The organism is Archangium gephyra (genome assembly GCF_042230915.1).
Classification (GTDB): Bacteria; Myxococcota; Myxococcia; order Myxococcales; family Myxococcaceae; genus Archangium; species Archangium gephyra_B.
On record NZ_CP102578.1, the window covers coordinates 5,238,443 to 5,259,960 of the forward strand.

Genomic DNA, 21,518 nt, shown 5'->3' on the forward strand with positions numbered 1-21,518 from the left:
ACCCGCCAGAGTCCACTGACCTCCAGCGACCGTAGAGGGGGCCGGCGAACGCGGCGCGAAGGGGGGGAGTTCACATGCGGCAGAGCGGATTTGTTGGACCCGTGGCCCTGATGCTGGCCCTGTTGACAGGGCTATTCGCCGGATGCCCGGCCCCCCAGGCCCCTGAGTCCCCCGAGGCCCAGAAGCCGTACCTGGTGCGCGATATCAATCCCAAGGCGCGGGGCCTGACGGCGGACCACGTGGCGGTCGCCGGGGACACGGTCTTCTTCGTCCTCGACGACTTCGACCGTTTGGAGCTGTGGAAGAGCAATGGGACGGACGCGGGCACGGTGCTCGTGCGGCGCTTCGAGGCTGAGCAGTCCCACCTCGACTTCCTCACGGCCGTGGGCAGCACGCTGTTCTTCTACGACAGCACCCACGAGACCTTGTGGAAGAGCAACGGCGTGCAGGTGGGCACGGTGGGCCTCGTGCCCGGGGTCCGGGCGATGGCGGCCCTGGGCGACCGGCTCTTCCTTCTCACCGAGCGCTCGCTCTGGGTGAGCGACGGCACGGCGGCCGGCACGCACCCCGTCAAGAGCCTCTCGGACACCACGTACACCTTCGCCAACCAACTGGTGGCCGAGAACGGCACGCTCTTCTTCCTCGGCACTCCCTCCTCGGGTCAAACGGAGCTGTGGAAGAGCGACGGCACGGAGGCCGGCACGGTGCTCGTCGAGCGCATCTCGAACGAGCCCTTCCAGCCCATCTCGCTGGAGCCCTGGAACGGGATGGTTCTCTTCTGGGTCCGGAACTATCTCGACTGGTACCTGATGAAGAGCGATGGGACGGTGGAGGGCACCGACACTGTCGCGGGAGGCCCCGTGGCTTCCCTGGCGCTCTCGGGCGAGCGCTTCTTCTTCGTCAGGACCTCGGCCAGCGGCGACGCCAATGGCCTGTGGGTGAGTGATGGGACGAGGGCCGGGACGGTGCAGTTGGTGCGCGACGGCACCGTCTCGTCCTCGCAGGCCGTGAGCGGAGGAGCCCTCTTCACCCGGAAGCAGCCCGAGACCGGCGCCATGGCGCTGTGGCGGAGCGATGGAACGGTGGAGGGCACGGTGCCCGTCATGGACGTGTGCCCTGACTTCTCCTCCTCGGCCATGAGCCCGCTGGCGACCGTGAAGGGGACGGCGTTCTTCACGCTCCACTGTGGCGGCGGCGATGAGTTCGGGCTTTGGAAGAGCGACGGCACGGCCGACGGCACCCGGCGGGTGACGGGCGGCCTGATCCCTTTCCGGTACCTCCCGGTGGAGCTGAACGGGACGCTCTTCTTCTGGGCTGATGACGGCGTCCATGGGATCGAGCCCTGGACGAGTGATGGGACGGCGGCTGGCACGCGGCTCGTGCGGGACATGGTGACGAGCGGCGAGGGCTCCGATCCGCACGAGCTGACGGCCGTCGGGAACACGCTCTTCTACACCGCGGACGATGGCCAGGGCGGCCTCGGGCTGTGGAAGAGCGACGGCACGGAGAGTGGCACGGAGTTCGTCATGGCTCCCCCCCATGCCGCGCCAGGCAGCAGGCCCTCGTCCCTGACGAACGTGAAGGGGACGCTCTTCTTCACCGCCGGAAGCAATCTGTGGAAGAGCGACGGCACGGCCCCTGGCACCGTGGCCGTCCGCGAATCCAGCCCCACCGAGAGCGCCTCCCTCTCCGCGCTGGTGGACTTCGGCGGCACGCTCTTCTTCGGCTTGAAGGATGCCGCGAGCTTCTACCCGCAGCTGTGGAAGAGCGACGGCACGGCTTCCGGCACGGTGCTGGTGAAGCGGCTCGACTCCGCCGCCTGGGGTTCGCTCAGCGACCCGGTGGTCGTGAACGGGACCCTCTTCTTCATCGTCGGTAGCGGCAGTTTCCACACGGAGCTGTGGCGAAGCGATGGCACGGAGGCCGGCACGGTGCTCGTGAAGGTCTTGAGCACGTATCCCTCCGACGGGGCCACCGTCCGGTCGATGGTGGCGGTGAACGGGGCGCTCTTCTTCCTCACCACCGACGCGGATTTCCACCAGTTGTGGCGGAGCGACGGAACGACGGCCGGCACCGCCCCGCTCCCGGAGCTCTTCGCGCACGTGGGCGGCCCGAGTGCACTCGCGCAGGTGAACGGGACGCTCTTCCTGCTGTCCGGCAATGGCTTCAACCTGTGGAAGAGTGATGGGACGGTGGAGGGCACCCAGCTGCTCCGGGAGCTCCTGCCCGGCGCGAAGAGCCGGCCCCTGGTCGTCGGACACCTGGAGGGCGTGCAAGGCCAGCTCTACCTCACCCTCCATGACCCCTCGAGCGACCGCTGGCAGGTGTGGCGGAGCGATGGGACGGTGGAGGGTACGGGCCTCGTGCACTCCCTGCTGTCGCTCAGCGAGAGGAACCCCACCACCGGCCATCCCCTGGCCGCCTTCGAGGAGGTGAACGGACGGCTCTTCTTCGTCCATGACGGAGCAGAAGGCCGGGAGCTGTGGGCCCTGCCGCTGACGCCCCTCGAGCGCCCCTAAGCCAGACGAAGGAAGTCCGTTCAGGGGTGCTCTTGCAGCAACGCGGAGGGCACCTTCCGGCCGCGCGGCGTGCTGACTGGTCCGACAGTAGGACCAGTTGCTCCCGAGCGCGGCCGGGACCTTCCCTGAAGGAACTGATTTCCACTGGCCTGGCTGCTCTCCCGCTGTCACTTCGTGTGATTCGCGGTAGACCCCTATTGATTGTCGAGTTCACGCACCAACATTTCTCCATGCACTGGAGAAATCTCGGAGAGTCGGGTTGTCTGGCTGTAGTTGTAAGCGCCCACGGAAGTCGAGCCCTCGATCAAGAAGTAGCGTGAGTCATTTCCTCTGAAATCGAAGTCGGTATTCTTGATGTCCGCCCCCCCCGCCATGAAAGATGCCCATTCCAGGCGAATGGAGCGTCTACCGGCTGGGACGCTGAAGCGGGTGTAAGAGGCGTTGGCGAGCGAAGCTGCTTGCTGGCCGTCGACGAATACATAGATCTGCCATGCGGTGGGTTCCGCGCGCTTTCGAATGAAATAGACGAGAGCTTCCTTTTCGTTTGGCGGATTCTGCTTGAAATACGTCGATGTCGCGCAGCCAGAAACAAGAACGCAAAGCAGAAGAATGATTCGCATATCCGGTTGGACCTCGCTCCAGGCCTTCGAAGCAAGAGGAGCCGGTGAAGGGGAAAAAGAAAACCCCGGCTCGCCTGATGGCGCCAGGGGCTTTGCTACATCCCTAGCCCCGACAGGAAGCTGTCGAGCACGGCGTTGAACTTCTCCGGCTGCTCCTGGTTGGGCAGATGGGCCGCGTCTGGAATGACCTCCAGCCGGGCCCCGGTGATGAGGTCCGCCATCTGCCTGGCCTTCTCCAGCGGTGTCACCGGATCCTTCTCGCCCACCACCACCAGGGCGGGCCCGGCGTAGCGCGCGAGGATGTCCTTGCTGTCCGGCCGCAGCGCCATGCCGCGCTGTGCCGCCGCGAGGCCCGCGGGCGTGGCCGTCCGCATCATCGCCGCCACCTCGCGCCCCACCGCCGAGTCCGGCTCCACCACCACCTTCGGCAGCAGCGCTCGCACCACGGCCTCGGGGCCCTCCCGCAGGGCCTCCTGGGCCGAGGCCTCGCGCCGCGCGCGTCCCGCCTCGTCATCCGCCGTGGCCTGCGTGTCCACCAGCACCAGTCCCCGCACGCGCCCCGCGTCCTCGCGCAGCAGCGCCATGCTGGCGTACCCGCCCATGGACACCCCGCCCACCACCGCCGAGTCCACCTTCAGCGCGTCCAGCAGCGCCAGCGCGTCCTGGGCGATGCGTGCCATCTCGGTGGGGCCCTCGCCGAGCCCGCTCCGCCCGAAGCCCCGGATGTCCGGGATGATGAAGCGGTAGCGCCCCGACAGCGCCTTCAATTGCTTGTCATACGCCTCCCCATTCAGCGGGAACGCGTGGAACAGCAGCACGGGCAGCCCGTGGCCCTCGTCCCGGTAGTGCAGGGGAATGCCGTCGACGGTGATGCTGAGCATGGGGTCCTCCAGGGACTTCAGATCCACCGGTTGCGCTTGAACCAGAACACCAGGGCGAGCGGCAGCCCGAACACCGACACCAGCATCACCCAGAAGAACTCCCTGCGTCCCAGGACGTCGAAGTTCTGCCCGAAGAAGCCCGTGATGAACGACAGGGGCAGGAAGACGGTCGCGATGATGGTGAGCTGCTTGCTGATCTCACTCGTCCGGTTGGCCATCATGGACAGGTAGCCGTCCATCACGTTGCCCACCATGTCGCGGCCCGCGTCGATCTGCTCGTACAGCCGCACCAGGTGGTCATACACGTCGCGGAAGTACAGCGCCGCGCGCTCCTGGATGTTGGGGATGCCCCGGCGGGCCAGGAAGCCCATGACGTCCCGCTGCGGCGACAGCACCCGCCTCAGCGTCACCAGCGCGCGCTTCAGCTCGAAGATGCGCTGCAGCTGCTGCGGCTGGGGGTTCTCGAAGACCGCCGTCTCCAGGTCCTCCAGCTCGTCGTTGAAGTGGTCCAGGACGGGGAAGTTGCGGTCCACCAGCGCGTCCGCCAGCAGGTACAGCATGAAGTCCACCCCGCGCTCGATCGTCGCCTGCGGCTCGTCCCGCACCCGCTGCCGCACCTGCTCCAGCCCATCGAAGGGCAGCTCGTGGACGCTGATGAGCCAGTCCGGTCCCAGGAAGAAGTGGTGCTCGTGCAGCGTCAGCTCGCACACGTTGTCCGCCTGGGAGGTGAAGCCCTGGAGCACGATGAACTGGTGGTTCGGGTACTCCTCCAGCTTGGGCCGCTGGTCCACGTGCAGGGCGTCCTCGATGGCCAGCTTGTGCAGCCCGAAGCGCTCCCCGAGCCGCTTCATCTCCTCATCGGTCGGATGGAGGACGTCGATCCACTTCGGGCCGGGCAGCTCGAGCAGGTCCTCTCCGCCGAAGAGGGCCTTGCCTCCGTTCATGACGACGACCTGGATCATGGGCGCGCCTGGCTCCCGTCCACCATGAAGTCGAGCACCCGGTCCCACAGGCCCTGGAACTGGGGTCCCCGGAAGTGCGAGCCGGACTTGAGCCAGCCCACGTTGTCGGGCGGCTCGTCGAAGTGGCCCAGCACGTCCAGGTGGTCGGCGACGACCGCGGTGATGAGCTCGCCCCAGAGCTGGGTGCGCGTGGGCACGACGCCATCGCTGCGGTGACGGTAGTCCTCGCCGATCACATCCCGCAGCAGCCGGTCGTGGGTGGGGGAGGGGTCCGGGGTGACCATGTCCCGCGCGTCCGGATCGCTCTTCTTGTAGAGGAAGGAGTAGGCGCCGTAGATGACCTCGGGCTGGGGATCCAGCATCCGCAACGACACCAGGTCTCCCATGCCGGGGTCGTGCTTGCCGGTGATGGCCCGGAGCATGCCCAGCAGGCTCGGCGGCGGTGCCCCGGTGATGACCGAGCCGTAGCGCACGCCCGGCCGGTCCGGCGTGTCCCGGTTGAAGCCCACCATCTTCTCCGGGGTGAGGTCTCCGATGATCGATTGATCCTGGCCCACCTGGGAGAGGAAGTCCTCGAGCGTGGCCTGCTCGGTGGGCGTGAGGTGGGCCATCAGCCGGGTGATCTGATCCAGCAGCGTGGACTGGAAGCCGAGCTGATGGCCCGTCTGGCTGAGCGAGTAGAACAGGCGGAAGGCCAGGAACATCATCGGGCGGGGACCGCGCCGCAGGGCGAAGACGGTGAAGAGCCAGAGCAGCCGCAGCAGCATCTCGCCCCGGCGATCCCTCAGGAAGAAGCTGGCCATGGGCGCGCCGTGGTGCGGCGTGGCCACCGACACCACCGAGCGCATCCGCTCCAGCAGGTGGGGGGCCTTGCGGGGCATCCAGGTGGACACCAGGCCTCGCGCGTCCACGCCTCCGGTGGAGTGGCCGATCAGGTGGATGACCGCGTCATCGCTCGCGGCCGTCTCCTCGATGGTGCGCAGGATGAGCCGGGCCCGGACCTCGAGGCTGGCCGTGGGGTGCCCCGTCACGGACTCCACCTCGGCGGTGTGGCCGCGCTTCTGGAAGCCTTCCAGCAGCACGTCGCGCACATGCCCGAAGTAGACGATCCGCTCGGCTGGCTTCTCTCCCATGTGGGTGAAACCGAAGAAGCCGGGAATGAGGTACACGCGGTGCTTCGCCATCCGGCCAGTGTAGGAGGAGGGCGAGGGCGCCTCGCAAGGGAAATGCCTGGATCCACACGCTCCAGGAGCCGAAGTTGGCGACGGGGCGCCCGGGAGCCGATAGAGTGGGCAGGCCGTGGCCGCCGATACTCCTTCGCCCGCTCTGCCCCCCAAGCTGGAAGAGATCCTCCAGTCGCTGTCCGATCGCGCCTTCGCCGAGCGCCTGCGCCTGGTCTACGCCGCGGCGGGGCAGGCCATCACCCGGCTGAGCGACCTGGATCTGCTGAGGTACGAGACCGCCCACGTGGAGGACAGCCCGGACCTGTCGCTCTGGGAGGAGATGGCGCCCGTCATCCGCGACACGGTGATGGACGTCAACGTGCTGCTCAACGTGGTGCGCGAGCAGTTCGCGGCCCGGCCGGCGGCGGGGGCGGGCTCCGGGGTGCCGCTGGCGGCCACGGTGGAGGCGCGGCGGGCCAAGGACGCCTCCGAGCTGTTGCTGGGCTGGATGCAGCAGCTGGCCCAGGGCATCACCCAGCTGGGCGAGACGATGCGCAACCCCGGAGTCGTCTCGGACCGGTGGACGCTGCTGGCGGAGATCCAGCGCCTGCGCGAGCGCTTCCGCGAGCAGATGGGCAACCTCGTCTTCGAGTCCGCCAGCGCCTTCGGGCCGGTGACGCGGCAGCAGGTGGTGCCCGGGCACGAGGCGGAGGTGAAGGCGGCGGTGATGGTGCGGGCCATCGTGGCGGACCTGTCGCGCATCGTCTCGGCGCGGCTCACCAAGGTGCGCGAGGCCGAGCCCGAGGACGTGCAGTGGAACGCCCAGCAGCTGCAGACGGAGCTGGACGCCTTCGGGCGCACCGCCGCGTACAAGCACCTGCGCGCGCAGGACAAGCGGCACATCATCGAGCTGCGCGGCCGGGCGGGGCGGCTGGCCATCCAGGACAACCCCAGCAAGCCGGAGGTGCTGTCCGTGGTGGAGGAGCTGGACACCATCGTGCGCTCGCTCAGCCACGTGAACCAGCGGCAGCTCCTCATCGCCCATGATCGCGAGGTCTGGGCGGGTTGCGGTGTGCGGCTGGAGCGCTCCATGGGGCTGCTGAACACGGACCCTCCGGGGGCCGCGCGCGCCCTGGCCGAGGCGGCCGCCAGTGCCCAGTCCCTCTACGGGAGGGAGCCGCGGCTGGATGCCTTCCTGCGCAAGGCGCGCAAGACGCAGCTCTCCCAGCTCTCCGGCGCCGACCTGCGCGCCAACGTCGAGGCCCTCCAGTCCCTGCTGGCCGGACTGGACATCCTCTGAGTTCTCGCCCGGGTCATCGCCCGGGTGACCGCCGCGAGGGCCGCCGGGCCACCTTCCGGGCCGAGCCCCCGCGCGTCCCTCCCCGGGTCACGGGCTGCTTGCGGCGGACCGTCCCGCGTGGCTCGGGAGCCTTGGTGGCGGCGGGGGCCTCCTGGTCGAGCACCATGTCCCGCAGCCAGCTCACCGGGAGGAAGGCCGGGTCGCTGTAGAGCTCCAGCAGCGTCTGGGTCTCCACGGGACCGAGCTGGTGGGCCGGGAGCTTCGTGCCGCCGCCCTCCCGCCAGGCGCTCTCCCAGAGTGTGGCGAGGCAGAGCGCGCCTCTCGCCATGACATCGCACGTGCGCTCCCCGAGCACTTCCCACATGTGCGGAATCCGCTCGCGTCCGGCCGTCGCGTTGTAGGTCTCGATCACCTCCAGGGGCGCGAGCGTGTCGAACGTGGCCTGCATGAGCTGCACGACGGCATCCGCCGCCGCGGCTCCGCCCCGGATCGTGTCCGTGATGTGCCTGCCCCTCACGCGCGCGTTCACGCCGGCGATCAGCTCGGCCGCCCGCTGATCCAACATCTTCGTCTCGTAGACGGCGTGGACGTCTTCCTCCTCGGCATGGCCCGGCCGGCCGTGGTGCAGGAAGGAGACATGCAGGGGCTGGCAGGCATCTCCCACGTAGTGGGCGAAGATGCCGGCGGTGCACAGGAACTCGGCCACCTTCTTCTCCCGGAGGAAGCCCACCATGGCGTCGTAGAGCTGCCACACCCGGAACGGCAGCGCGCCGTGCCCGGAGTTCTGCGTGATGCCGAGGCTCTCGTAGAACTCAATCCAGACGGCGGGCGAGCGGGTGGAGGGATCCGTCCGCCACAGCTCGAGCAGTGTCTTGCCCTCGAAGCGGCCCTGGCCGGGCTGATCCATGTCGGCGAAGTGGTTGGCCGCGTCGCGCTTGCGCGTGGTGCGCCACACCAGGTCCGCCACGTCCGCGAGCGCGACGAAGTGCTGGGTGTCGGCGCCGGGCAGGTCGCCCTGGGCGATGGCCTCGTCACCCACCGCGATACGATCCGCGTTGGCGGTCAGCAGGTGCGCGAGCCGCCGGTTGGACACGAGCCCGCAGGCGGTGATGCCCACCTTGTAGTGGCCCACCTTCCCCCAGTACTCGCTCAGCCCGATGTCCCAGTCGCGCACGAGCTCCACTTCCAGCGTGCGGCAGATGGAGCTCAGGCTGGTGGCGAGCGCGAAGGCGAAGGTCTCCCGGCCACCTGGAGTCATCAGCCGGTGCCCGCCCCACTGGAGGGCGATGGGACGCCATTGCCGGGCCCGGGCGCCGGTGGGCAGCTCCGCCTGTTTCGGCTCGAAGCACCAGAGCGTGCCCGAGTCGCCGGGCAGGGTGGGCAGGGGACCTCCACCCTGGCGCGGGCCGATCATCAGGTCCGCCACGTAGTCGAAGCCACCCAGGGACTGGTAGCGGTAGAAGAGCCCGTGGATCTCCCCCTCGAGCGTGCCCGAGGCGCCGCCGAAGGCGCGCACGAAGCAGCCGATGAGATCCAACGAGAGGGTGTCGCAGTTGAGGTCCACCAGGGGACCGAGCTCGCCCATGCCGAACACCTGGGCCGTCCACCCGCTCACGTCATCGAGCCGCACCAGGCCCGCGTCGAGGTTGGAGTACGTCCGGCTCCCGGGCCAGCCCGGGTACACCTGGGAGAAGGGGAGCTTGCCCACCTGGCGCGCCTGGCTGAGGCCCACCCGGTGGCGCTTGCCCTGGACGAGGGTATGGACCTCGCGGTCCGGCTCGCCCACCACGTGCCGGTTGGTGAGGGCATGGACGGAGTCCCCATCCGTGACGAGGCAGCCGAACGTCCCCAGGTGCTGGCGTCCCTGCACGTCCGTGAGGGCCGGGTAGCCTCCGCCGACGAGCCCCGAGGTGAAGGTGAGTGTCTGGAGCGGCGCCGGGGCCTGCTGCTGGCGCTCGGCGAGGATGACGCAGGTGGGCACCACCCGGCCGTCCGGCAGGTAGAGCAGGGGTGGGACGAGCTGCTCGGGATGGTGGGCGAGCTGCTCGGGCGTCCACCACTCATCCACGAAGACCAGCACGCACGGCCAGGACCAGTGCCGCACGACGGTGTTGGAGAGCGTCCGGGGCGCGGGGCTCTTCTTCACGGGAGCGGCGTTCGGGTTCTCCGCGTCCGGATCCTCCCGGCGGATCCGGTAGCGCCCGATGGCCGTCGCCACCACCGAGTCCAGGTGCGCCAGGTGGACGTGGTACGCCTCGCGCGCCTCCAGCAGGTCCTTGATCGACAGCGAGCTGAAGTCCCTCGATCTCAGCAGACCCTTCTTCGCCATGGCGTCACCCCCGGACGGTCCATCCCACGAGAGGTGGAGTGGGGTGGGGCCCGGACGTGACGCCCCCTCGAGCCCTAGGTTTTTGCTTGCAGGACAAAAGATTTCAGGGCAAAGTATTGTGCTATCAGCGCTTTGTTTTTCGTGGCCCACTCTGGCATACATGAGACGGGAGAGGTGTCTCCAATCAGGACACCTCTGTCCTGAATCAGGACGCCCATTGGGGGAGGGGTCTAAAGCCCTGAAATCAGGAAACATTCTTCAAGGAATGTAAACTCCCGATGCAGGCCGGAGCGTGCTGGGCGTGACATCCACACTCCACTGGCTGAGCGGGGTGATTGTTAAAGGCCGGTATTTCCACGATTCGTGGGTTGGCCCGGTTCCTGCTCATGGCTCCTGTGTCCGACGGCACCCCCGCCGTTGCACAGGAGGAACCCCCAGTGATCCGCACTCGCTTCCTTGCTGCTGCGTTGTTCACGCTGCCCCTCGCCGCTTGCGAGGTCGACAACTCGCAGGTGCCCGAGGGCGCCCCGAAGTCCGACGTGGCCGCCGACTCGCTCGGTGACGTGCAGGCCGCGCTCGCCGCGCTGCCCTCCGCTCAGGTCCTGGGCGCCAACGAGGACGGCGTTCCCTACCTGCTCAAGGGCTCGCTGGACAACGTGAACGGCCTGCAGGGTATCGCCGCCGCCTTCCGCCTCAACGCCACCGACCTGGTGATGAAGCGCACCACGGTGGACGAGCAGGGCAACACCCACATCCGCTACGGCCAGACCAAGAACGGCCTGCCGGTGTTCGGCGGCGAGCTCCTCATCCACAAGGATGCGAGCGGCAAGATCTTCATGGCCAACGCCTCGGCGCGTGACGGCGAGATCGTCCCGGCCGTGGCCCGCATCTCCGGCGAGGCCGCCAAGGCCGCCGCCCTGGACAACACCGTGGGCCGCCACATCGCCACCGAGGGCGACGCCCGCCTCATCTACGTCCGCTCCGAGAAGGACAACCGCCTGAAGCTGGCCTACGAGGTGGTGGTGACGGGCGAGGGCCTGGAGCTGCCCATCCGTGACCACGTCTTCGTCAACGCGCTGACCGGCGCGGTGGAGATGGTCACCACGGACATCCACGCGGCGAAGAACCGCGCGGTGTACTCGGCCAACAACGGCTCCACGCTGCCCGGTACGCTCAAGCGCTCCGAGGGCGGCGCCGCCACCGGCGACACCCACGTGGACGACAACTACACCCACCTGGGCACCACGTACGACTGCTACAGCGTGAACTTCGCGCGTGACTCGTACAACGCCGCGGGCGCGCAGCTGAAGAGCTCGGTGCACTACAGCACCAACTACACCAACGCCTACTGGAACGGCACCCAGATGGTGTACGGCGACAGCGATGGCGTGCAGTCCGCGCCGCTGGGCAAGTCGCTGGACGTGACGGTGCACGAGCTGACGCACGCCGTCACCTCCTCCGAGTCCAACCTCACCTACTCCAACGAGTCCGGCGCGCTCAACGAGGGCTGGAGCGACATCTTCGGCGCCTACTGCGAGTCGTGGAAGCGCGGCTGGGTGGTGGACAACGCGGTGTGGATGGTCGGCGACGACGTGTGGACCCCGGCCACCCCGGGTGACGCGCTCCGCTACATGTACGACCCGGCGATCGCGGGCGACTACGACTACTACCCGACCCGCTACACGGGCACCTCCGACAACGGCGGCGTGCACACCAACTCGGGTATCGCCAACCTGGCCTTCGTGCTGCTGACCCAGGGCGGCACGCACCCGCGCGGCAAGACCACCACGGCCGTGACGGGCATCGGCATCCAGAAGGCCGGCCAGATCTTCTACCGCGCCAACCGTGACCTCTTCACGGCCTCCACCACCTTCGCCCAGGCGAAGAGCCTCACCGAGCAGGCCGCCGAGCTGATCTACGGCACGGGCGCCGCGGAGAAGAACTCGGTCAGCCAGGCCTGGCAGGCCGTGGGCGTGGGCATGGTGGTTGCCTCCACCCCGCTGACCAACGGCGTGGCCACCACCGGCATCTCGGGCGCCGCGGGTTCGCAGAAGTTCTACTACCTGGACGTGACGGCCGGCCGCGCCTCGTCCTTCGTGATGAGCGGTGGCACGGGTGACGCGGACATGTACGTGAAGATCGGCTCGCAGCCGACCACGTCCTCGTACACCTGCCGTCCGTACCTCTCCGGCAACAACGAGACATGCAACATCGCCGCGCAGAGCACCACCCAGCGCATGCACGTGATGCTGAACGGCTACTCCTCGTACTCCAGCGTCTCGCTCAAGGGCACGTTCTAAGCCCTGAGTCGCTGAATCTGGAGTGAGATGAACGGCCCCTGGGAGGCACTGCCTCCCGGGGGTTTCGTCTTTGCGGGCTTCCCGCTCTTCCCCCAGGGCCGGGAAGGGTGTAGTGGCGCTCCCCGTATGGCTGCCCCTCGCCCCTTGCGCGACGCGGACCTCTCCCGGGTGGAAGGGGTCTTCACGGATGTCGACGGTACCCTCACCAGCTCGCACCAGCTGCGCTCGACGACCGTGCGTGCGCTCGAGCGCCTGGTGGAGGCGGGCCTCAAGCTGGTGCTGGTGACGGGCCGCCCGGCGGGCTGGGGCGAGGCGTGGGCCCGCACGCTGCCGGTGGACGGGGTGATCGTCGAGAACGGGGGCCTGTTCTTCCTGAAGGGGCCCGGGGGCAAGCTGCGCAAGGTGTACGCCGAGTCCCCGCGCGTCCGGGAGCCGAACCGGCGCCGACTGAAGGCGGAGGTGGCGGCCGTGCTGCGGCAGGTGCCCGGGGCGCGCCTGTCCATGGACAGCGCCTACACCGAGGTGGACCTGGCGGTGGACTACAACGAGGAGGCGCGGCTGGGCGAGCAGGGCGCCGATCGCCTCGAGGCGCTGCTGCGGGCGCGGGGCGTGACGGCGGTGCGCTCGTCGGTGCACATCAACTGCTGGCTGGGCCGCTTCGACAAGCTGTCGGCGGTGCGCCGTTTCCTGAAGCTCGCCTGGGGTCTGCGGCTGGAGCCGGGGGATGGGCGCTTCGTGTACGCCGGGGATAGTTTCAATGATGCCCCGATGTTTGAAGGGTTCGCCTTGAGTGTCGGGGTGGCCAACGTGCGGCGGGTGCTGGATCGCATCGAGACGCCGCCGGCCTTCATCACCCGGGCGGAGGAGGGGCGGGGCTTCGAGGAGCTCGCCCGTGCCATTGTCGCCCAACGGGCCCGCAGGGCCCCTCGCCGAGGAGTCGGAGCGTGAACGTCGTGAAGCTGGAGCTGGCCCCGGGGCTGGGCCGTCACCTGCGCGCGGGACACCCGTGGGTCTTCCGCAAGGCGCTGGACAAGGTGCCGAAGATTCCTCCCGGCAGCGTGGTGGACCTGGCGGAGAACGGGAAGTTCGTGGCGCGCGGGTACTTCGATCCGCACTCGGCCATCGCGGTGCGCGTGCTGACGCGCAACCCGCGGCAGAACATCGACGCGGCCTTCTTCGCGCAGCGGGTGAAGCAGGCGCTGGCCGAGCGGCGCTCGTTGATCGATCTGACGGACACGGACAGCTTCCGGCTGCTGCACGGCGAGGGGGATGGGCTGCCGGGCGTGGTGGTGGACCTGTATGGCCGGTACGCGGTGATGAAGCTGTACTCGGCGGGGCTCACGCCCTACCGGGGGCTGATCGTCGAGGCGCTGAAGGCGGCGGTGCCGGACCTCAAGGGGATTCTGGGCCGGGACGAGGTAGGCCGGGACGACGCGGAGGAGGACGAGGGCCGGGGCACGGGGCGGATGCTGTGGGGGGAGAAGGCGCCGGAGGTGCTGGAGATCCTCGAGCGGGGCGCGAAGTTCGGGGTGGACGCGTGGCGGGGGCAGAAGACGGGCTTCTTCCTGGATCAGCGGGAGAACCGGTACCTCATCCGGCGGCTGGCGAAGGGGAGGGACGTGCTCAACTGCTTCTGCTTCAGCGGCGGGTTCTCGGTGAACGCGGCGCTGGGCGGGGCCAAGAGCGTGTTCTCGGTGGACCTGGATCCGGATGCGATCGCGCTGGCGCGGGAGAACTTCACGCGCAACGGGCTGCCGGCGGAGAAGCACGACTTCCTGGCGGCGGACGTGTTCAAGCTGCTGGCGTCCTTCCGGGAGGAGGGCAGGACGTTCGACATGATCATCCTGGACCCGCCGGCGTTCGCGAAGAGCCAGAAGGCGGTGCAGGCGGCGATCGACGGGTATGCGTCGCTGAACCGTCAGGCGCTGGGGCTGTTGAGGCCCGGAGGCCTGCTGGCGACGGCGTCGTGCTCGGCGCGCGTGGGCGCGGATGACTTCATGGGCGCGGTGAAGGAGGCGGCCTTCAAGGCGGGAGTGGACCTGGCGATGGTGGAGGAGCGCTACCAGCCCCCGGACCATCCCATCCGGCTCCAGTTCCCCGAGGGCCGCTACCTGAAGTTCTACGTGATGGTGGCGGTGTAGCCGCCGGCCTGGGGCCCGTGCGCGGGCCCTACTACTTCACGAAGCGCGAGATGCGGCGGACGCGGGTGAAGTAACCGCCGCTTCCGTCTATGCTCAGCCCCATGTAGGCTGCGGCGGAGGAATTCAGGTGTGGACCGACCCTACCGTCCTCACCAGGAGCGTCCCCGTCCGAGCCGAGGTTGTAGTACCAGCAACTGCCATAGTGCTGGGTGACGTTCATGTAGCTGGTCGCGCAATTGTATCCAACATACGCATCCCCGTCGAAGTCGGGTGACGCCCAGCCGCTCGCGAATTGCGCGCTAAAGATTCCCCAATATCCGGAGACATACTGGGGGGAATTGAACTTCATCGAGTAGTTGTCGATGCCAGTCGTCGTCGCCACCATCGCGACGACGCTCTTGCCCCGGAGATCCTCGATGACATCCATGTAGGCGGTGCCGTGCTGGTAGAGGCTTCCGTCGTAGAAGAGTGATTCGAGGCTGGGGCGTCCGCGCCGATTGAACCTCTCCCAGTACGAGATGTTCCAGAAGTCGGTGGTGTTGATGCCCAGGATGCTGTTGTAGACGAGCGTCCACCCTCCGCCATTCGTCTCCATGTCACAGTAGGCGGTGAAGGGGGCGCCGCCTCCTGGCCGGATCCAGTAGGTACCGGACAAGGCGACTCCCGCCGACTGCAAGGCCCGGCAGTTCTCGAGTGCCGTCGAGGGCGAGGTGCCAGGAGTGGCGTTCTGTGCCAGCGCAGACGGCGCGGCGAAGAGAAGGACCGCGAGACTCAGAATCTGCGATTTCAATACGTTCATGACAGCCTTTCGGGCAGTAGCCAGAAGAACTCCCGAAAGGATGGGAATGAGTTGTTTTCCGGCAAGCCTTGTCCGGACTGCCCCAAAGGCTTGCCTCATTGTCGGCTGGTCGTATCCTCTGCGTTTCCGGCTGTGTCTGGCCTCACAGCTCGATCCGGTACACCGTGCGGGTCGGGTCGGCGGCGGAGGGCACGTGCCGGATGCGGAAGCGCTCCTGGGCCGAGAGTCCGATGGTGTCCCCGTCCTTCAGCACGGGGCCATGATCGAGCAGGTAGTGGGCGAAGTTGAAGGCCCGGTCCACGAGCGTCGCGGGTTTCTCGCGCATCGCCACCAGCTCCAGCTCCATGAAGCCGAACGAGCGCATGCCCGAGGTGGCGAGCGTGAAGGTCCCGTCCGGGTTGCGCGAGAGTTGGAAGGCCAGCCACAGGTAGAGGGGCAGCCGCTCGCGGGAGGTCCGTTTCGCCTCCTCGATGAAGTCGTCCGGTGCGTTCACCACCGGCCCCTCGCCCCAATACACCCCGCTGGCATCGGTCGTTGCGGCCACCGCGGCCACCACCCGCGTCAGCAGCAGCATCGTCGAGATGCGATCCATCCCCGGAGCGAGCACGGCGACGATGACGTGCGCCTGATGGGCCTTCAGCTTCCCGGTCGCCTCGGGCCAGTGCCAGGCGCCGCGCGCCGGTCCCTCCAGGTCTCCCCAGGGAATGGGGGCACGCATCAGCGAGAGGGTGACGGCCGCGCCGTCCAGCTCGAAGCTCAGCGTGTCCCCCTCCTGGCGGAGCTCCTTCGCACGTGGAAGCTCCCACGGGGGGTCCTGCAAAAAGGCCAGCAGCGCACCCTCGGGCAGTGGCCTCGCGCGATCGAGCGTCACCATCGCCAGACCCAGGTTGCGCCGGGACTTCGCCGCGTCCACTTCCGCCGATTTCTTCCGGAAGAATCCCATCCGTCCTCCTCGTGTTCGGGAGCGGCTTTATAGCCCAGCCTCCACGGATTCGCGGTTCGAACCAGAGCCCTGAATGACTGCTGAGGTGGGGGCGGGCGGCCCCATGTCGGAGGTGGGTGATAGGGAAGGGAGGCGTGGAGGGGAAGGGCGATGGAGCGGAAGGCGTGGGAGAACCTGGCGGCGGCGCGTGTGCTTCTGGAGATCGAGGATCCGTGCCCCAACGCAGCGGCCTCGCGGGCGTACTACGCGGCCTACCATGCGTGCTGGCATGCGATGAACGAAGTGGGGGTCCCTACTCCAGAAGTCAGGCCGGGTGTATATTACTTCTTGCATGAGCCGCTGCCTGGAGATGCCATCGAGGTAGGCGTGCTCGATGGGCAGGCGAGCAAGGCACTGAGATGGTTGGCCCAACTGAGAGTGGAAGCAGATTACGTCGTGGATGATCTGACAGTCGAACTGGTGAGGGATGCGCTGGAGATGGCCGCGAGCCTCGTCCGGCGCCTTCTGGGGGAGGAGCCCACATGGTGAACGAGCGGGAAGAAATCCGGCGGAGGGTGATGGCGGCTGTGGGGGGCAGACCCGTGCGGTGGACGGACCACCGGACCACGAAGGGGGACTTCCCCGGGCGTGATTGGGCCCTGGAGATCTTCGATGTGCCCTTCTCCGAGCAGCGAGCGCTCCATGATCGTCTGTTCGACGAGTTCTACCTGCCGCTCTATCGGGAGAAGCGGCTGGCGCTCACCACCCTGTTCCATACCCCCGAGAACACGGATCGCTACTACGCCTGGGTCCGCGAGGAGCACGCGGCGGAGCAGGCGGGAGCGGCACGCGCCACTCCCTGAGGGGAGGCCGGGGCTCGCGGCTCAGCGCTTGAACACGCGCGAGGCCACGCGATCCATCACCTCGTCACTCCACACGAGGCTCGCCTGGGTGATGCGCTTCATGTCGTCCCGGAAAGCCGCCTCCGAGGGGACCGTGGCGTAGGTGCGGCTGAGGAAGAGGCTGTTGTTCTCGGTCTCGTAGTCCACCGCGCCACCCCCGGTGTCCGTGCCGGCCTTCTCCTCGGCGCGGAAGCCCTCGAGGACGCCAGGCTTGGGCGGATCCCGGAACTTGTAGATGAGGGCGCTCGTCTCCAGCACCTGCTTGTCCGCGTGGTACTCGAAGTAGAGCTGCGCGTTGCCGATCGCCGCTCCACCGAACCCCTGCGGATTGAGGCCCTCGCTCGCCTGACCGAGGGATTTCATGAACGCCTGCACCAGTCGCTGCGCTTCGTCGCGGGTCATGGGTCCTCCGCCTCTCGAGGAGGCGTCGTTCGTCCGAGCGGACGTTAGCAGCAGCCCGCCCGGCGTCGCGAGGAATGGTGGGGAGGGGAGCGCACCGGGTTCCCGGGATGACCGCTCGGGTGGGGACGGGCGGCCCCATGTCAGAGGTGGGAAGTAGAAAGGAGGCAGGGGGAGGGGAAGGGCGATGGAGCGGAAGGCGTGGGAGAACCTGTCGGCGGCGCGTGTGCTTCTGGACGTTGAGGATCCGTGCCCCAACGCGGCGGCCTCGCGGGCGTATTACGCGGCCTACCATGCGTGCTGGCACGCGATGAACGAAGTGGGTATCCCTACTCCAGAAGTCAGGCCGGGTGTATATTACTTCCAGCATGAGCCTATGCCCTACGCGGCACGCAGGGCGGGGGTGCTCGACACTCGGTTGAGTGAGGAGCTGGGTGAGCTGATCGAGTTGCGCGTCGATGCAGATTATCTGGAGCAGGAGGTGACGGTGGAGGAGGCGAGGGATGCGCTGGCGGCTGCCACCGTCATCGTCCGGCATGTGCTGGGGGAGGAGCCGACATGGTGAATGAGCGGGAGGAGATTCGCAGGCAGGTGCGGGAGCTCGTCGGGAATCGGCCGGTGAGGTGGACGGATCCTCGGATTACGAGAGGTGCTTTTCCAGGCCGGGACTGGTGCCTGAATGTCTTCGACGTGCCTTCCAAGGAGCGGCGGGAACTCCGCCATCGACTCTGGGGACTGCTGTCGAAGCTCTACGACGACAAGGGGCTGGCGCTCCTCGTGCTCTTCCACACCCCCGAGAACACGGATCGGTATTACGCGTGGGTCCGCCAGGAGCATGCGGCGGAGATGGCGGGAGCGACCTGACATGAGAGACCTGGGAATCGTGGCCATGCTCACCGTGCTCGCCGGTTGTGGGGGCGGCGAGGAGATCCGGCGCTACCGCGTGGTGGTGGACCCCGCGCCCCTCTCGGCGCTGCCGAACTCCTGCTACCGTGGCGGAACGCCTCCCACTCCGCGGGTGGAGGAGCGCAACCTCTACCGGGACTTCACCTGGACCGTCTGGGAGGCCGGGAGCTCCGATCGCGCCTTCCTGGAGCTGGACTCGCCCGAGGGGGGCTGGCGGCTGGGGGACGCCCCGCCGGTGCAGCTCTCGGGGGCCATCGCCGGCAGCGGGGACTCGTTCTCGGCCGAGCGCGTGCAGGTGTCGGCCGACGGCAAGGTGCTCGAGTCCACGGCCCTGCGCATCATCTTCGAGGACGTGGACACCATCTCCCGGGGTGTGGTGGAGCTCAAGGCGAGCTGCGACGCGTGCGCGGGAGGCAGTGCGCTGTCCTGCGAGGCCCGGCTGGCGTTTACCGCCCGGCAGGAAATGCTCCAGGAGTGAAGCGCGCGGACACGCTCCGCGCTATCTTGAGCCCTGTCTATGGTCCTCAAAGGTCAGTTCCTCGAACGCTCCACGCTCATTCCCGTGGGCCGCGAGGTGATGGAGGGTGTGGCGCACCGGGGCGATCAGCGCCCTCCGCTGCTCGTCCTCCCGCCCCGGCCCGAGGACGGCGGTGGCATGGACCATGTCATCGGGGCCGAGCTGGCCTTCGCCGCGGCGTCGGCCGGCCATCCGACGTTGCGTTTCAACTATCGGGGCGTGGGTGGCAGCCAGGGGGAGAGGGGCTCGGGCGAGTCGCTGGTCGAGGATGCCGGGGCCGCGCTGGGCGTGGTGCTGGAGAATGCCCGCTCGCCCGCGGCGGCGGTGGCCGCGCTCCATGGCAGTGCCCGGGTCGCCCTCGAGCTCCGGGCGCGCCATCCCGAGGTGGCGGGCCTGTGCCTGGTGAGCCCCCGGGCGGTGACGGCCAGGGAGCTGGCCGGGCTCGGCCGGGCGCTGTTGGTGGTGGTGGGCGAGCTGGACTCGACCCTGTCCCGGGCGGAGCTGGCCGAGGCGGTGGCGGCGGCGGGGGGAGAGCTGGCGGTGGTGGAAGGCGCCGGTGCCCATTTCCATCACGCCCTGCCCATGGTGGGAAAAGCCGTACGCACCTGGCTGAAGATGCTGTCGGGCAAATGACTGGTAGCGCGTAACCCGTTGAATTAACGAAGGTTCCTCATCCCGGAGGGGAGCTTGTCCGCCGGGAGGGGCATCGAACAGACTCAAGAGACCCAATCGTTCCGCCGTTCGTTCGTAGGGGTCTGCATCAAGGAGCGCTCATGAAGCGTTGGATCCTGGCAAGTGCGATGCTGGCCCTGGCGACGGCGGCCTGCACGTCTCCCTCGGAGTCCGGGGAGACGGAGGCGAAGCAGGCCCCGGCGGTGGACACCTCGCGGCGCATCCTGGCCGAGGAGGAGCCCGGCGGCATCGTCGTGGACTTCAAGGACGGCACCACCGAGGCCGAGTTCGATGCCTGGGAGGCCGACTGGGGCGTCGACGTCGAGTTCAACTCAGTGGAGGGCGAGCACACGGGCGTGACGATCGCCCGAGGCGTGGAGGACGTGGACGCGGCGCTCGAGCGCATCCGCCAGCACCCGGCCGTCGAGTCCGCCGAGCCGCTGCGCGTCTACTCGGTCCCGCCCGGCGAGGAGGCCGTGTTGGACCTGGACTCCTCGCTTGAGGACAACAGCAAGGACGGCTATACGCCGAACGATCCGGACTACCCCAAGCAGTGGAACCTCCGGATGATCCAGATGCCGAGTGCCTGGAAGGACAGCCGGGGCAAGGGCGTGGTGGTGGCGGTGCTGGATACGGGCATTGCCTACGAGGATCACGACGACTTCAAGCAGGTGCCGGACCTCAAGGGGGCGAAGTTCAAGAAGGGCTACGACTTCGTCAACGACGACGAGCACGCCAATGATGACCACGGGCACGGCACGCACGTGGCGGGCACCATTGCCCAGGCGACCAACAACGGGCAGGGCGTGGCCGGCGTGGCCTTCGAGGCGACGCTGATGCCGGTGAAGGTGCTGAACCACTTTGGCTCGGGCACGTCGGCGGACATCGCCGAGGCCATCCGCTTCGCGGCGGACAACGGTGCCAACGTCATCAACATGTCCCTGGGTGGCGGTGGCTACTCGAAGGTGATGGCGGACGCGGTGGAGTACGCGCGCAAGAAGGGGGTCACCGTGGTGGCCGCGGCGGGCAACGCCGGGCGCCCGCGCGTGGAGTTCCCCGCGGCCTACCCGGGCGCGGTGGCGGTGGCGGCGGTGGGCCCCGGTGGCACGCGCGCCCCGTACTCGTCCTATGGCAAGGAGCTGGACATCGCGGCCCCGGGTGGTGACAAGCGCCAGGGCGACGCGGGCGGCATCCTGCAGAACACCATTGATCCGAGGGATCCGTCGCGCTCCGTGTACGCCGCCTACCAGGGCACGAGCATGGCGACGCCGCACGTGGCCGCCGTGGCCGCGCTGCTGTACGCCGAGGGCGCCAGCGGGCCGGACGAGGTGGAGAAGGCGCTCTACGCGGGCGCGAAGCGCATGGGCGACCAGGCCTGGACCGAGGAGTACGGGCACGGGCTGCTGAATGCCCAGGCCTCGCTGGACGCGCTCGGGGGTGGGGCCTCGCGCTGGCCGTCCATGTGGTGGGCCCTGGCCCTGCTGGCGCTGGTGCTGCTGACGATTCGCGGGCGCGAGCGTCCCGGCTACCTCAACGTCCTCGTCCGCCCGAGCTTCCTCGTGCCGCTGGTGCTGGCCACCGTGGGCGTGTTCTTCGCGCGCTCGTGGTTCGGCGGTGCCTCCGGCGTGGCGGGCGACGTGGTGGATGCGGCCTACCTGCCCATCCCCGACTGGCAGCGCATCATCTTCGGCCGGGGCAAGGTGGCCAACCCGCTCTTCTACAGCTCGCTCATCCCGCTGCTGATGTCCTTCCTGGCCATCAAGTTCAAGGGGCTCCGGGGGGCCATCGGCGGGCTCGCGCTGGGCTTCGCGGGCTTCCTCGCCTACGCCGCCTGGTCCAAGGCGCCCGCCCTGGCGTGGATGCCCTTCCACTTCCTCGCGCTGCCCTGGCTGGTGATCAACACCTTCATCTGCCTCATCATCGCCCGCGCCATGCTTCGCAAGGAGACGGCGGCATGAAGATCACCGGACGCGTGGTGTACCGCGATATCGAGACGGGCGTCTGGGTGCTGGAGGGTGATGACGGCCGCACCTACCAGCTCGCTGGCGGCGATCGGAAGATCAAGAAGGACGGTCAGCGCGTGGAGGTCGAGGGCGATGTGGCCCGCGACATGATGACCGCCGCCATGGTGGGCCCCGTGTTCAACGTGGCCTCCTACCGCTTCATCTGAAGACGGGGACCGCTTC

At 68.2% G+C, this 21,518-nt stretch carries 21 protein-coding genes; 13 read left to right on the plus strand and 8 right to left on the minus strand.

All coding sequences use genetic code 11. The features are described from left to right. Positions 1 to 74: 74 nt before the first annotated feature. Positions 75 to 2,519, plus strand: a complete 2,445-nt coding sequence (locus NR798_RS20485; protein WP_375773177.1) for an ELWxxDGT repeat protein — start codon at positions 75 to 77, stop codon at positions 2,517 to 2,519. Between the two features lie 194 nt (positions 2,520 to 2,713). On the opposite strand, the gene NR798_RS20490 is transcribed toward NR798_RS20485, so the two are convergent. From NR798_RS20490 to NR798_RS20505, 4 genes are all read right to left on the minus strand, one after another. Then, complete coding sequence (locus NR798_RS20490) at positions 2,714 to 3,139, minus strand: hypothetical protein (RefSeq protein WP_375773178.1); 426 nt, start codon at positions 3,137 to 3,139, stop codon at positions 2,714 to 2,716. A 95-nt stretch (positions 3,140 to 3,234) separates the two neighbouring features. Continuing rightward, positions 3,235 to 4,020: an alpha/beta fold hydrolase gene (locus NR798_RS20495; RefSeq protein WP_375773179.1), complete on the minus strand. Its 786-nt coding sequence runs from the start codon at positions 4,018 to 4,020 to the stop codon at positions 3,235 to 3,237. A gap of 17 nt (positions 4,021 to 4,037) precedes the next feature. Further along, positions 4,038 to 4,982, minus strand: a complete 945-nt coding sequence (gene corA / locus NR798_RS20500) for a magnesium/cobalt transporter CorA (RefSeq protein WP_375773180.1) — start codon at positions 4,980 to 4,982, stop codon at positions 4,038 to 4,040. Next, on the minus strand, positions 4,979 to 6,166 hold the full coding sequence (locus NR798_RS20505; RefSeq protein ID WP_375773181.1) for an esterase/lipase family protein: 1,188 nt from the start codon (positions 6,164 to 6,166) through the stop codon (positions 4,979 to 4,981). The genes corA and NR798_RS20505 overlap by 4 nt, the downstream gene beginning before the upstream one ends. A gap of 115 nt (positions 6,167 to 6,281) precedes the next feature. Between NR798_RS20505 and NR798_RS20510 the strand changes: the two genes are divergently transcribed. Next, positions 6,282 to 7,445: a hypothetical protein gene (locus tag NR798_RS20510; RefSeq protein ID WP_375773182.1), complete on the plus strand. Its 1,164-nt coding sequence runs from the start codon at positions 6,282 to 6,284 to the stop codon at positions 7,443 to 7,445. Between the two features lie 13 nt (positions 7,446 to 7,458). Here the strand turns inward: NR798_RS20510 and NR798_RS20515 are convergent, their stop codons facing one another. Continuing rightward, positions 7,459 to 9,774: a hypothetical protein gene (locus NR798_RS20515; RefSeq protein WP_375773183.1), complete on the minus strand. Its 2,316-nt coding sequence runs from the start codon at positions 9,772 to 9,774 to the stop codon at positions 7,459 to 7,461. Between the two features lie 437 nt (positions 9,775 to 10,211). On the opposite strand from NR798_RS20515, the gene NR798_RS20520 reads away from it, so the two are divergent. The 3 genes from NR798_RS20520 to NR798_RS20530 all read left to right on the plus strand — a co-directional run bounded on the left by NR798_RS20520 (position 10,212) and on the right by NR798_RS20530 (position 14,215). Further along, entirely contained in the window at positions 10,212 to 12,074 is a 1,863-nt protein-coding gene (locus tag NR798_RS20520) for a M4 family metallopeptidase (RefSeq protein WP_375773184.1), read from the plus strand. A gap of 126 nt (positions 12,075 to 12,200) precedes the next feature. Then, positions 12,201 to 13,022: an HAD-IIB family hydrolase gene (locus NR798_RS20525; RefSeq protein ID WP_375773185.1), complete on the plus strand. Its 822-nt coding sequence runs from the start codon at positions 12,201 to 12,203 to the stop codon at positions 13,020 to 13,022. Then, on the plus strand, positions 13,019 to 14,215 hold the full coding sequence (locus NR798_RS20530; protein WP_375773186.1) for a class I SAM-dependent rRNA methyltransferase: 1,197 nt from the start codon (positions 13,019 to 13,021) through the stop codon (positions 14,213 to 14,215). The genes NR798_RS20525 and NR798_RS20530 overlap by 4 nt, the downstream gene beginning before the upstream one ends. A gap of 31 nt (positions 14,216 to 14,246) precedes the next feature. Here the strand turns inward: NR798_RS20530 and NR798_RS20535 are convergent, their stop codons facing one another. Together NR798_RS20535 and NR798_RS20540 are read right to left on the minus strand one after the other, a co-directional pair. Next, positions 14,247 to 15,113 carry a fibrinogen-like YCDxxxxGGGW domain-containing protein gene (locus NR798_RS20535; protein ID WP_375773187.1) on the minus strand — a complete coding sequence of 289 codons (867 nt, stop codon included), beginning with the start codon at positions 15,111 to 15,113 and terminating at the stop codon, positions 14,247 to 14,249. A gap of 43 nt (positions 15,114 to 15,156) precedes the next feature. Beyond that, complete coding sequence (locus NR798_RS20540; RefSeq protein ID WP_375773188.1) at positions 15,157 to 15,957, minus strand: DUF4261 domain-containing protein; 801 nt, start codon at positions 15,955 to 15,957, stop codon at positions 15,157 to 15,159. A gap of 150 nt (positions 15,958 to 16,107) precedes the next feature. Here NR798_RS20540 and NR798_RS20545 point away from each other — a divergent pair, with 150 nt between their 5' ends. Both NR798_RS20545 and NR798_RS20550 read left to right on the plus strand, forming a co-directional pair. Further along, positions 16,108 to 16,485, plus strand: coding sequence for a HEPN domain-containing protein (locus NR798_RS20545; RefSeq protein ID WP_375773189.1), 378 nt, complete (start codon positions 16,108 to 16,110; stop codon positions 16,483 to 16,485). 53 nt (positions 16,486 to 16,538) lie between these two features. Beyond that, positions 16,539 to 16,799 carry a hypothetical protein gene (locus tag NR798_RS20550; protein ID WP_375773190.1) on the plus strand — a complete coding sequence of 87 codons (261 nt, stop codon included), beginning with the start codon at positions 16,539 to 16,541 and terminating at the stop codon, positions 16,797 to 16,799. A gap of 21 nt (positions 16,800 to 16,820) precedes the next feature. On the opposite strand, the gene NR798_RS20555 is transcribed toward NR798_RS20550, so the two are convergent. Then, entirely contained in the window at positions 16,821 to 17,240 is a 420-nt protein-coding gene (locus NR798_RS20555) for a hypothetical protein (RefSeq protein ID WP_375773191.1), read from the minus strand. A gap of 184 nt (positions 17,241 to 17,424) precedes the next feature. On the opposite strand from NR798_RS20555, the gene NR798_RS20560 reads away from it, so the two are divergent. The 6 genes from NR798_RS20560 (at position 17,425) to NR798_RS20585 (ending at position 21,502) form a co-directional block, all read left to right on the plus strand. After that, positions 17,425 to 17,802 carry a HEPN domain-containing protein gene (locus tag NR798_RS20560; protein ID WP_375773192.1) on the plus strand — a complete coding sequence of 126 codons (378 nt, stop codon included), beginning with the start codon at positions 17,425 to 17,427 and terminating at the stop codon, positions 17,800 to 17,802. Next, complete coding sequence (locus tag NR798_RS20565; protein ID WP_375773193.1) at positions 17,796 to 18,101, plus strand: hypothetical protein; 306 nt, start codon at positions 17,796 to 17,798, stop codon at positions 18,099 to 18,101. The genes NR798_RS20560 and NR798_RS20565 overlap by 7 nt, the downstream gene beginning before the upstream one ends. Before the next feature lies 1 nt (position 18,102). After that, positions 18,103 to 18,621: a hypothetical protein gene (locus NR798_RS20570; protein ID WP_375773194.1), complete on the plus strand. Its 519-nt coding sequence runs from the start codon at positions 18,103 to 18,105 to the stop codon at positions 18,619 to 18,621. A 39-nt stretch (positions 18,622 to 18,660) separates the two neighbouring features. After that, positions 18,661 to 19,293 (plus strand): alpha/beta hydrolase, encoded by a 633-nt coding sequence (locus NR798_RS20575; protein ID WP_375773195.1) that lies wholly within the window; start codon positions 18,661 to 18,663, stop codon positions 19,291 to 19,293. A gap of 140 nt (positions 19,294 to 19,433) precedes the next feature. Beyond that, positions 19,434 to 21,290, plus strand: a complete 1,857-nt coding sequence (locus NR798_RS20580) for a S8 family serine peptidase (RefSeq protein ID WP_375773196.1) — start codon at positions 19,434 to 19,436, stop codon at positions 21,288 to 21,290. Next, a complete protein-coding gene (locus tag NR798_RS20585) occupies positions 21,287 to 21,502 on the plus strand; it encodes a DUF5818 domain-containing protein (RefSeq protein WP_375773197.1) in 216 nt (71 codons plus the stop codon). Before NR798_RS20580 ends, NR798_RS20585 begins: the two co-directional genes overlap by 4 nt. Positions 21,503 to 21,518: the final 16 nt, after the last annotated feature.

Coding starts and splice junctions, on each gene's coding strand:
- corA (WP_375773180.1), bottom strand. CDS start 4,982: ATGATCCAGGTCGTCGTCATGAACGGAGGCAAGGCCCTCTTCGGCGGA.
- NR798_RS20575 (WP_375773195.1), top strand. CDS start 18,661: ATGGTCCTCAAAGGTCAGTTCCTCGAACGCTCCACGCTCATTCCCGTG.
- NR798_RS20535 (WP_375773187.1), bottom strand. CDS start 15,113: ATGAGGCAAGCCTTTGGGGCAGTCCGGACAAGGCTTGCCGGAAAACAA.
- NR798_RS20585 (WP_375773197.1), top strand. CDS start 21,287: ATGAAGATCACCGGACGCGTGGTGTACCGCGATATCGAGACGGGCGTC.
- NR798_RS20545 (WP_375773189.1), top strand. CDS start 16,108: ATGGAGCGGAAGGCGTGGGAGAACCTGGCGGCGGCGCGTGTGCTTCTG.
- NR798_RS20555 (WP_375773191.1), bottom strand. CDS start 17,240: ATGACCCGCGACGAAGCGCAGCGACTGGTGCAGGCGTTCATGAAATCC.
- NR798_RS20525 (WP_375773185.1), top strand. CDS start 12,201: ATGGCTGCCCCTCGCCCCTTGCGCGACGCGGACCTCTCCCGGGTGGAA.
- NR798_RS20580 (WP_375773196.1), top strand. CDS start 19,434: ATGAAGCGTTGGATCCTGGCAAGTGCGATGCTGGCCCTGGCGACGGCG.
- NR798_RS20490 (WP_375773178.1), bottom strand. CDS start 3,139: ATGCGAATCATTCTTCTGCTTTGCGTTCTTGTTTCTGGCTGCGCGACA.
- NR798_RS20515 (WP_375773183.1), bottom strand. CDS start 9,774: ATGGCGAAGAAGGGTCTGCTGAGATCGAGGGACTTCAGCTCGCTGTCG.
- NR798_RS20505 (WP_375773181.1), bottom strand. CDS start 6,166: ATGGCGAAGCACCGCGTGTACCTCATTCCCGGCTTCTTCGGTTTCACC.
- NR798_RS20570 (WP_375773194.1), top strand. CDS start 18,103: ATGAGAGACCTGGGAATCGTGGCCATGCTCACCGTGCTCGCCGGTTGT.
- NR798_RS20560 (WP_375773192.1), top strand. CDS start 17,425: ATGGAGCGGAAGGCGTGGGAGAACCTGTCGGCGGCGCGTGTGCTTCTG.
- NR798_RS20495 (WP_375773179.1), bottom strand. CDS start 4,020: ATGCTCAGCATCACCGTCGACGGCATTCCCCTGCACTACCGGGACGAG.
- NR798_RS20485 (WP_375773177.1), top strand. CDS start 75: ATGCGGCAGAGCGGATTTGTTGGACCCGTGGCCCTGATGCTGGCCCTG.
- NR798_RS20540 (WP_375773188.1), bottom strand. CDS start 15,957: ATGGGATTCTTCCGGAAGAAATCGGCGGAAGTGGACGCGGCGAAGTCC.
- NR798_RS20565 (WP_375773193.1), top strand. CDS start 17,796: ATGGTGAATGAGCGGGAGGAGATTCGCAGGCAGGTGCGGGAGCTCGTC.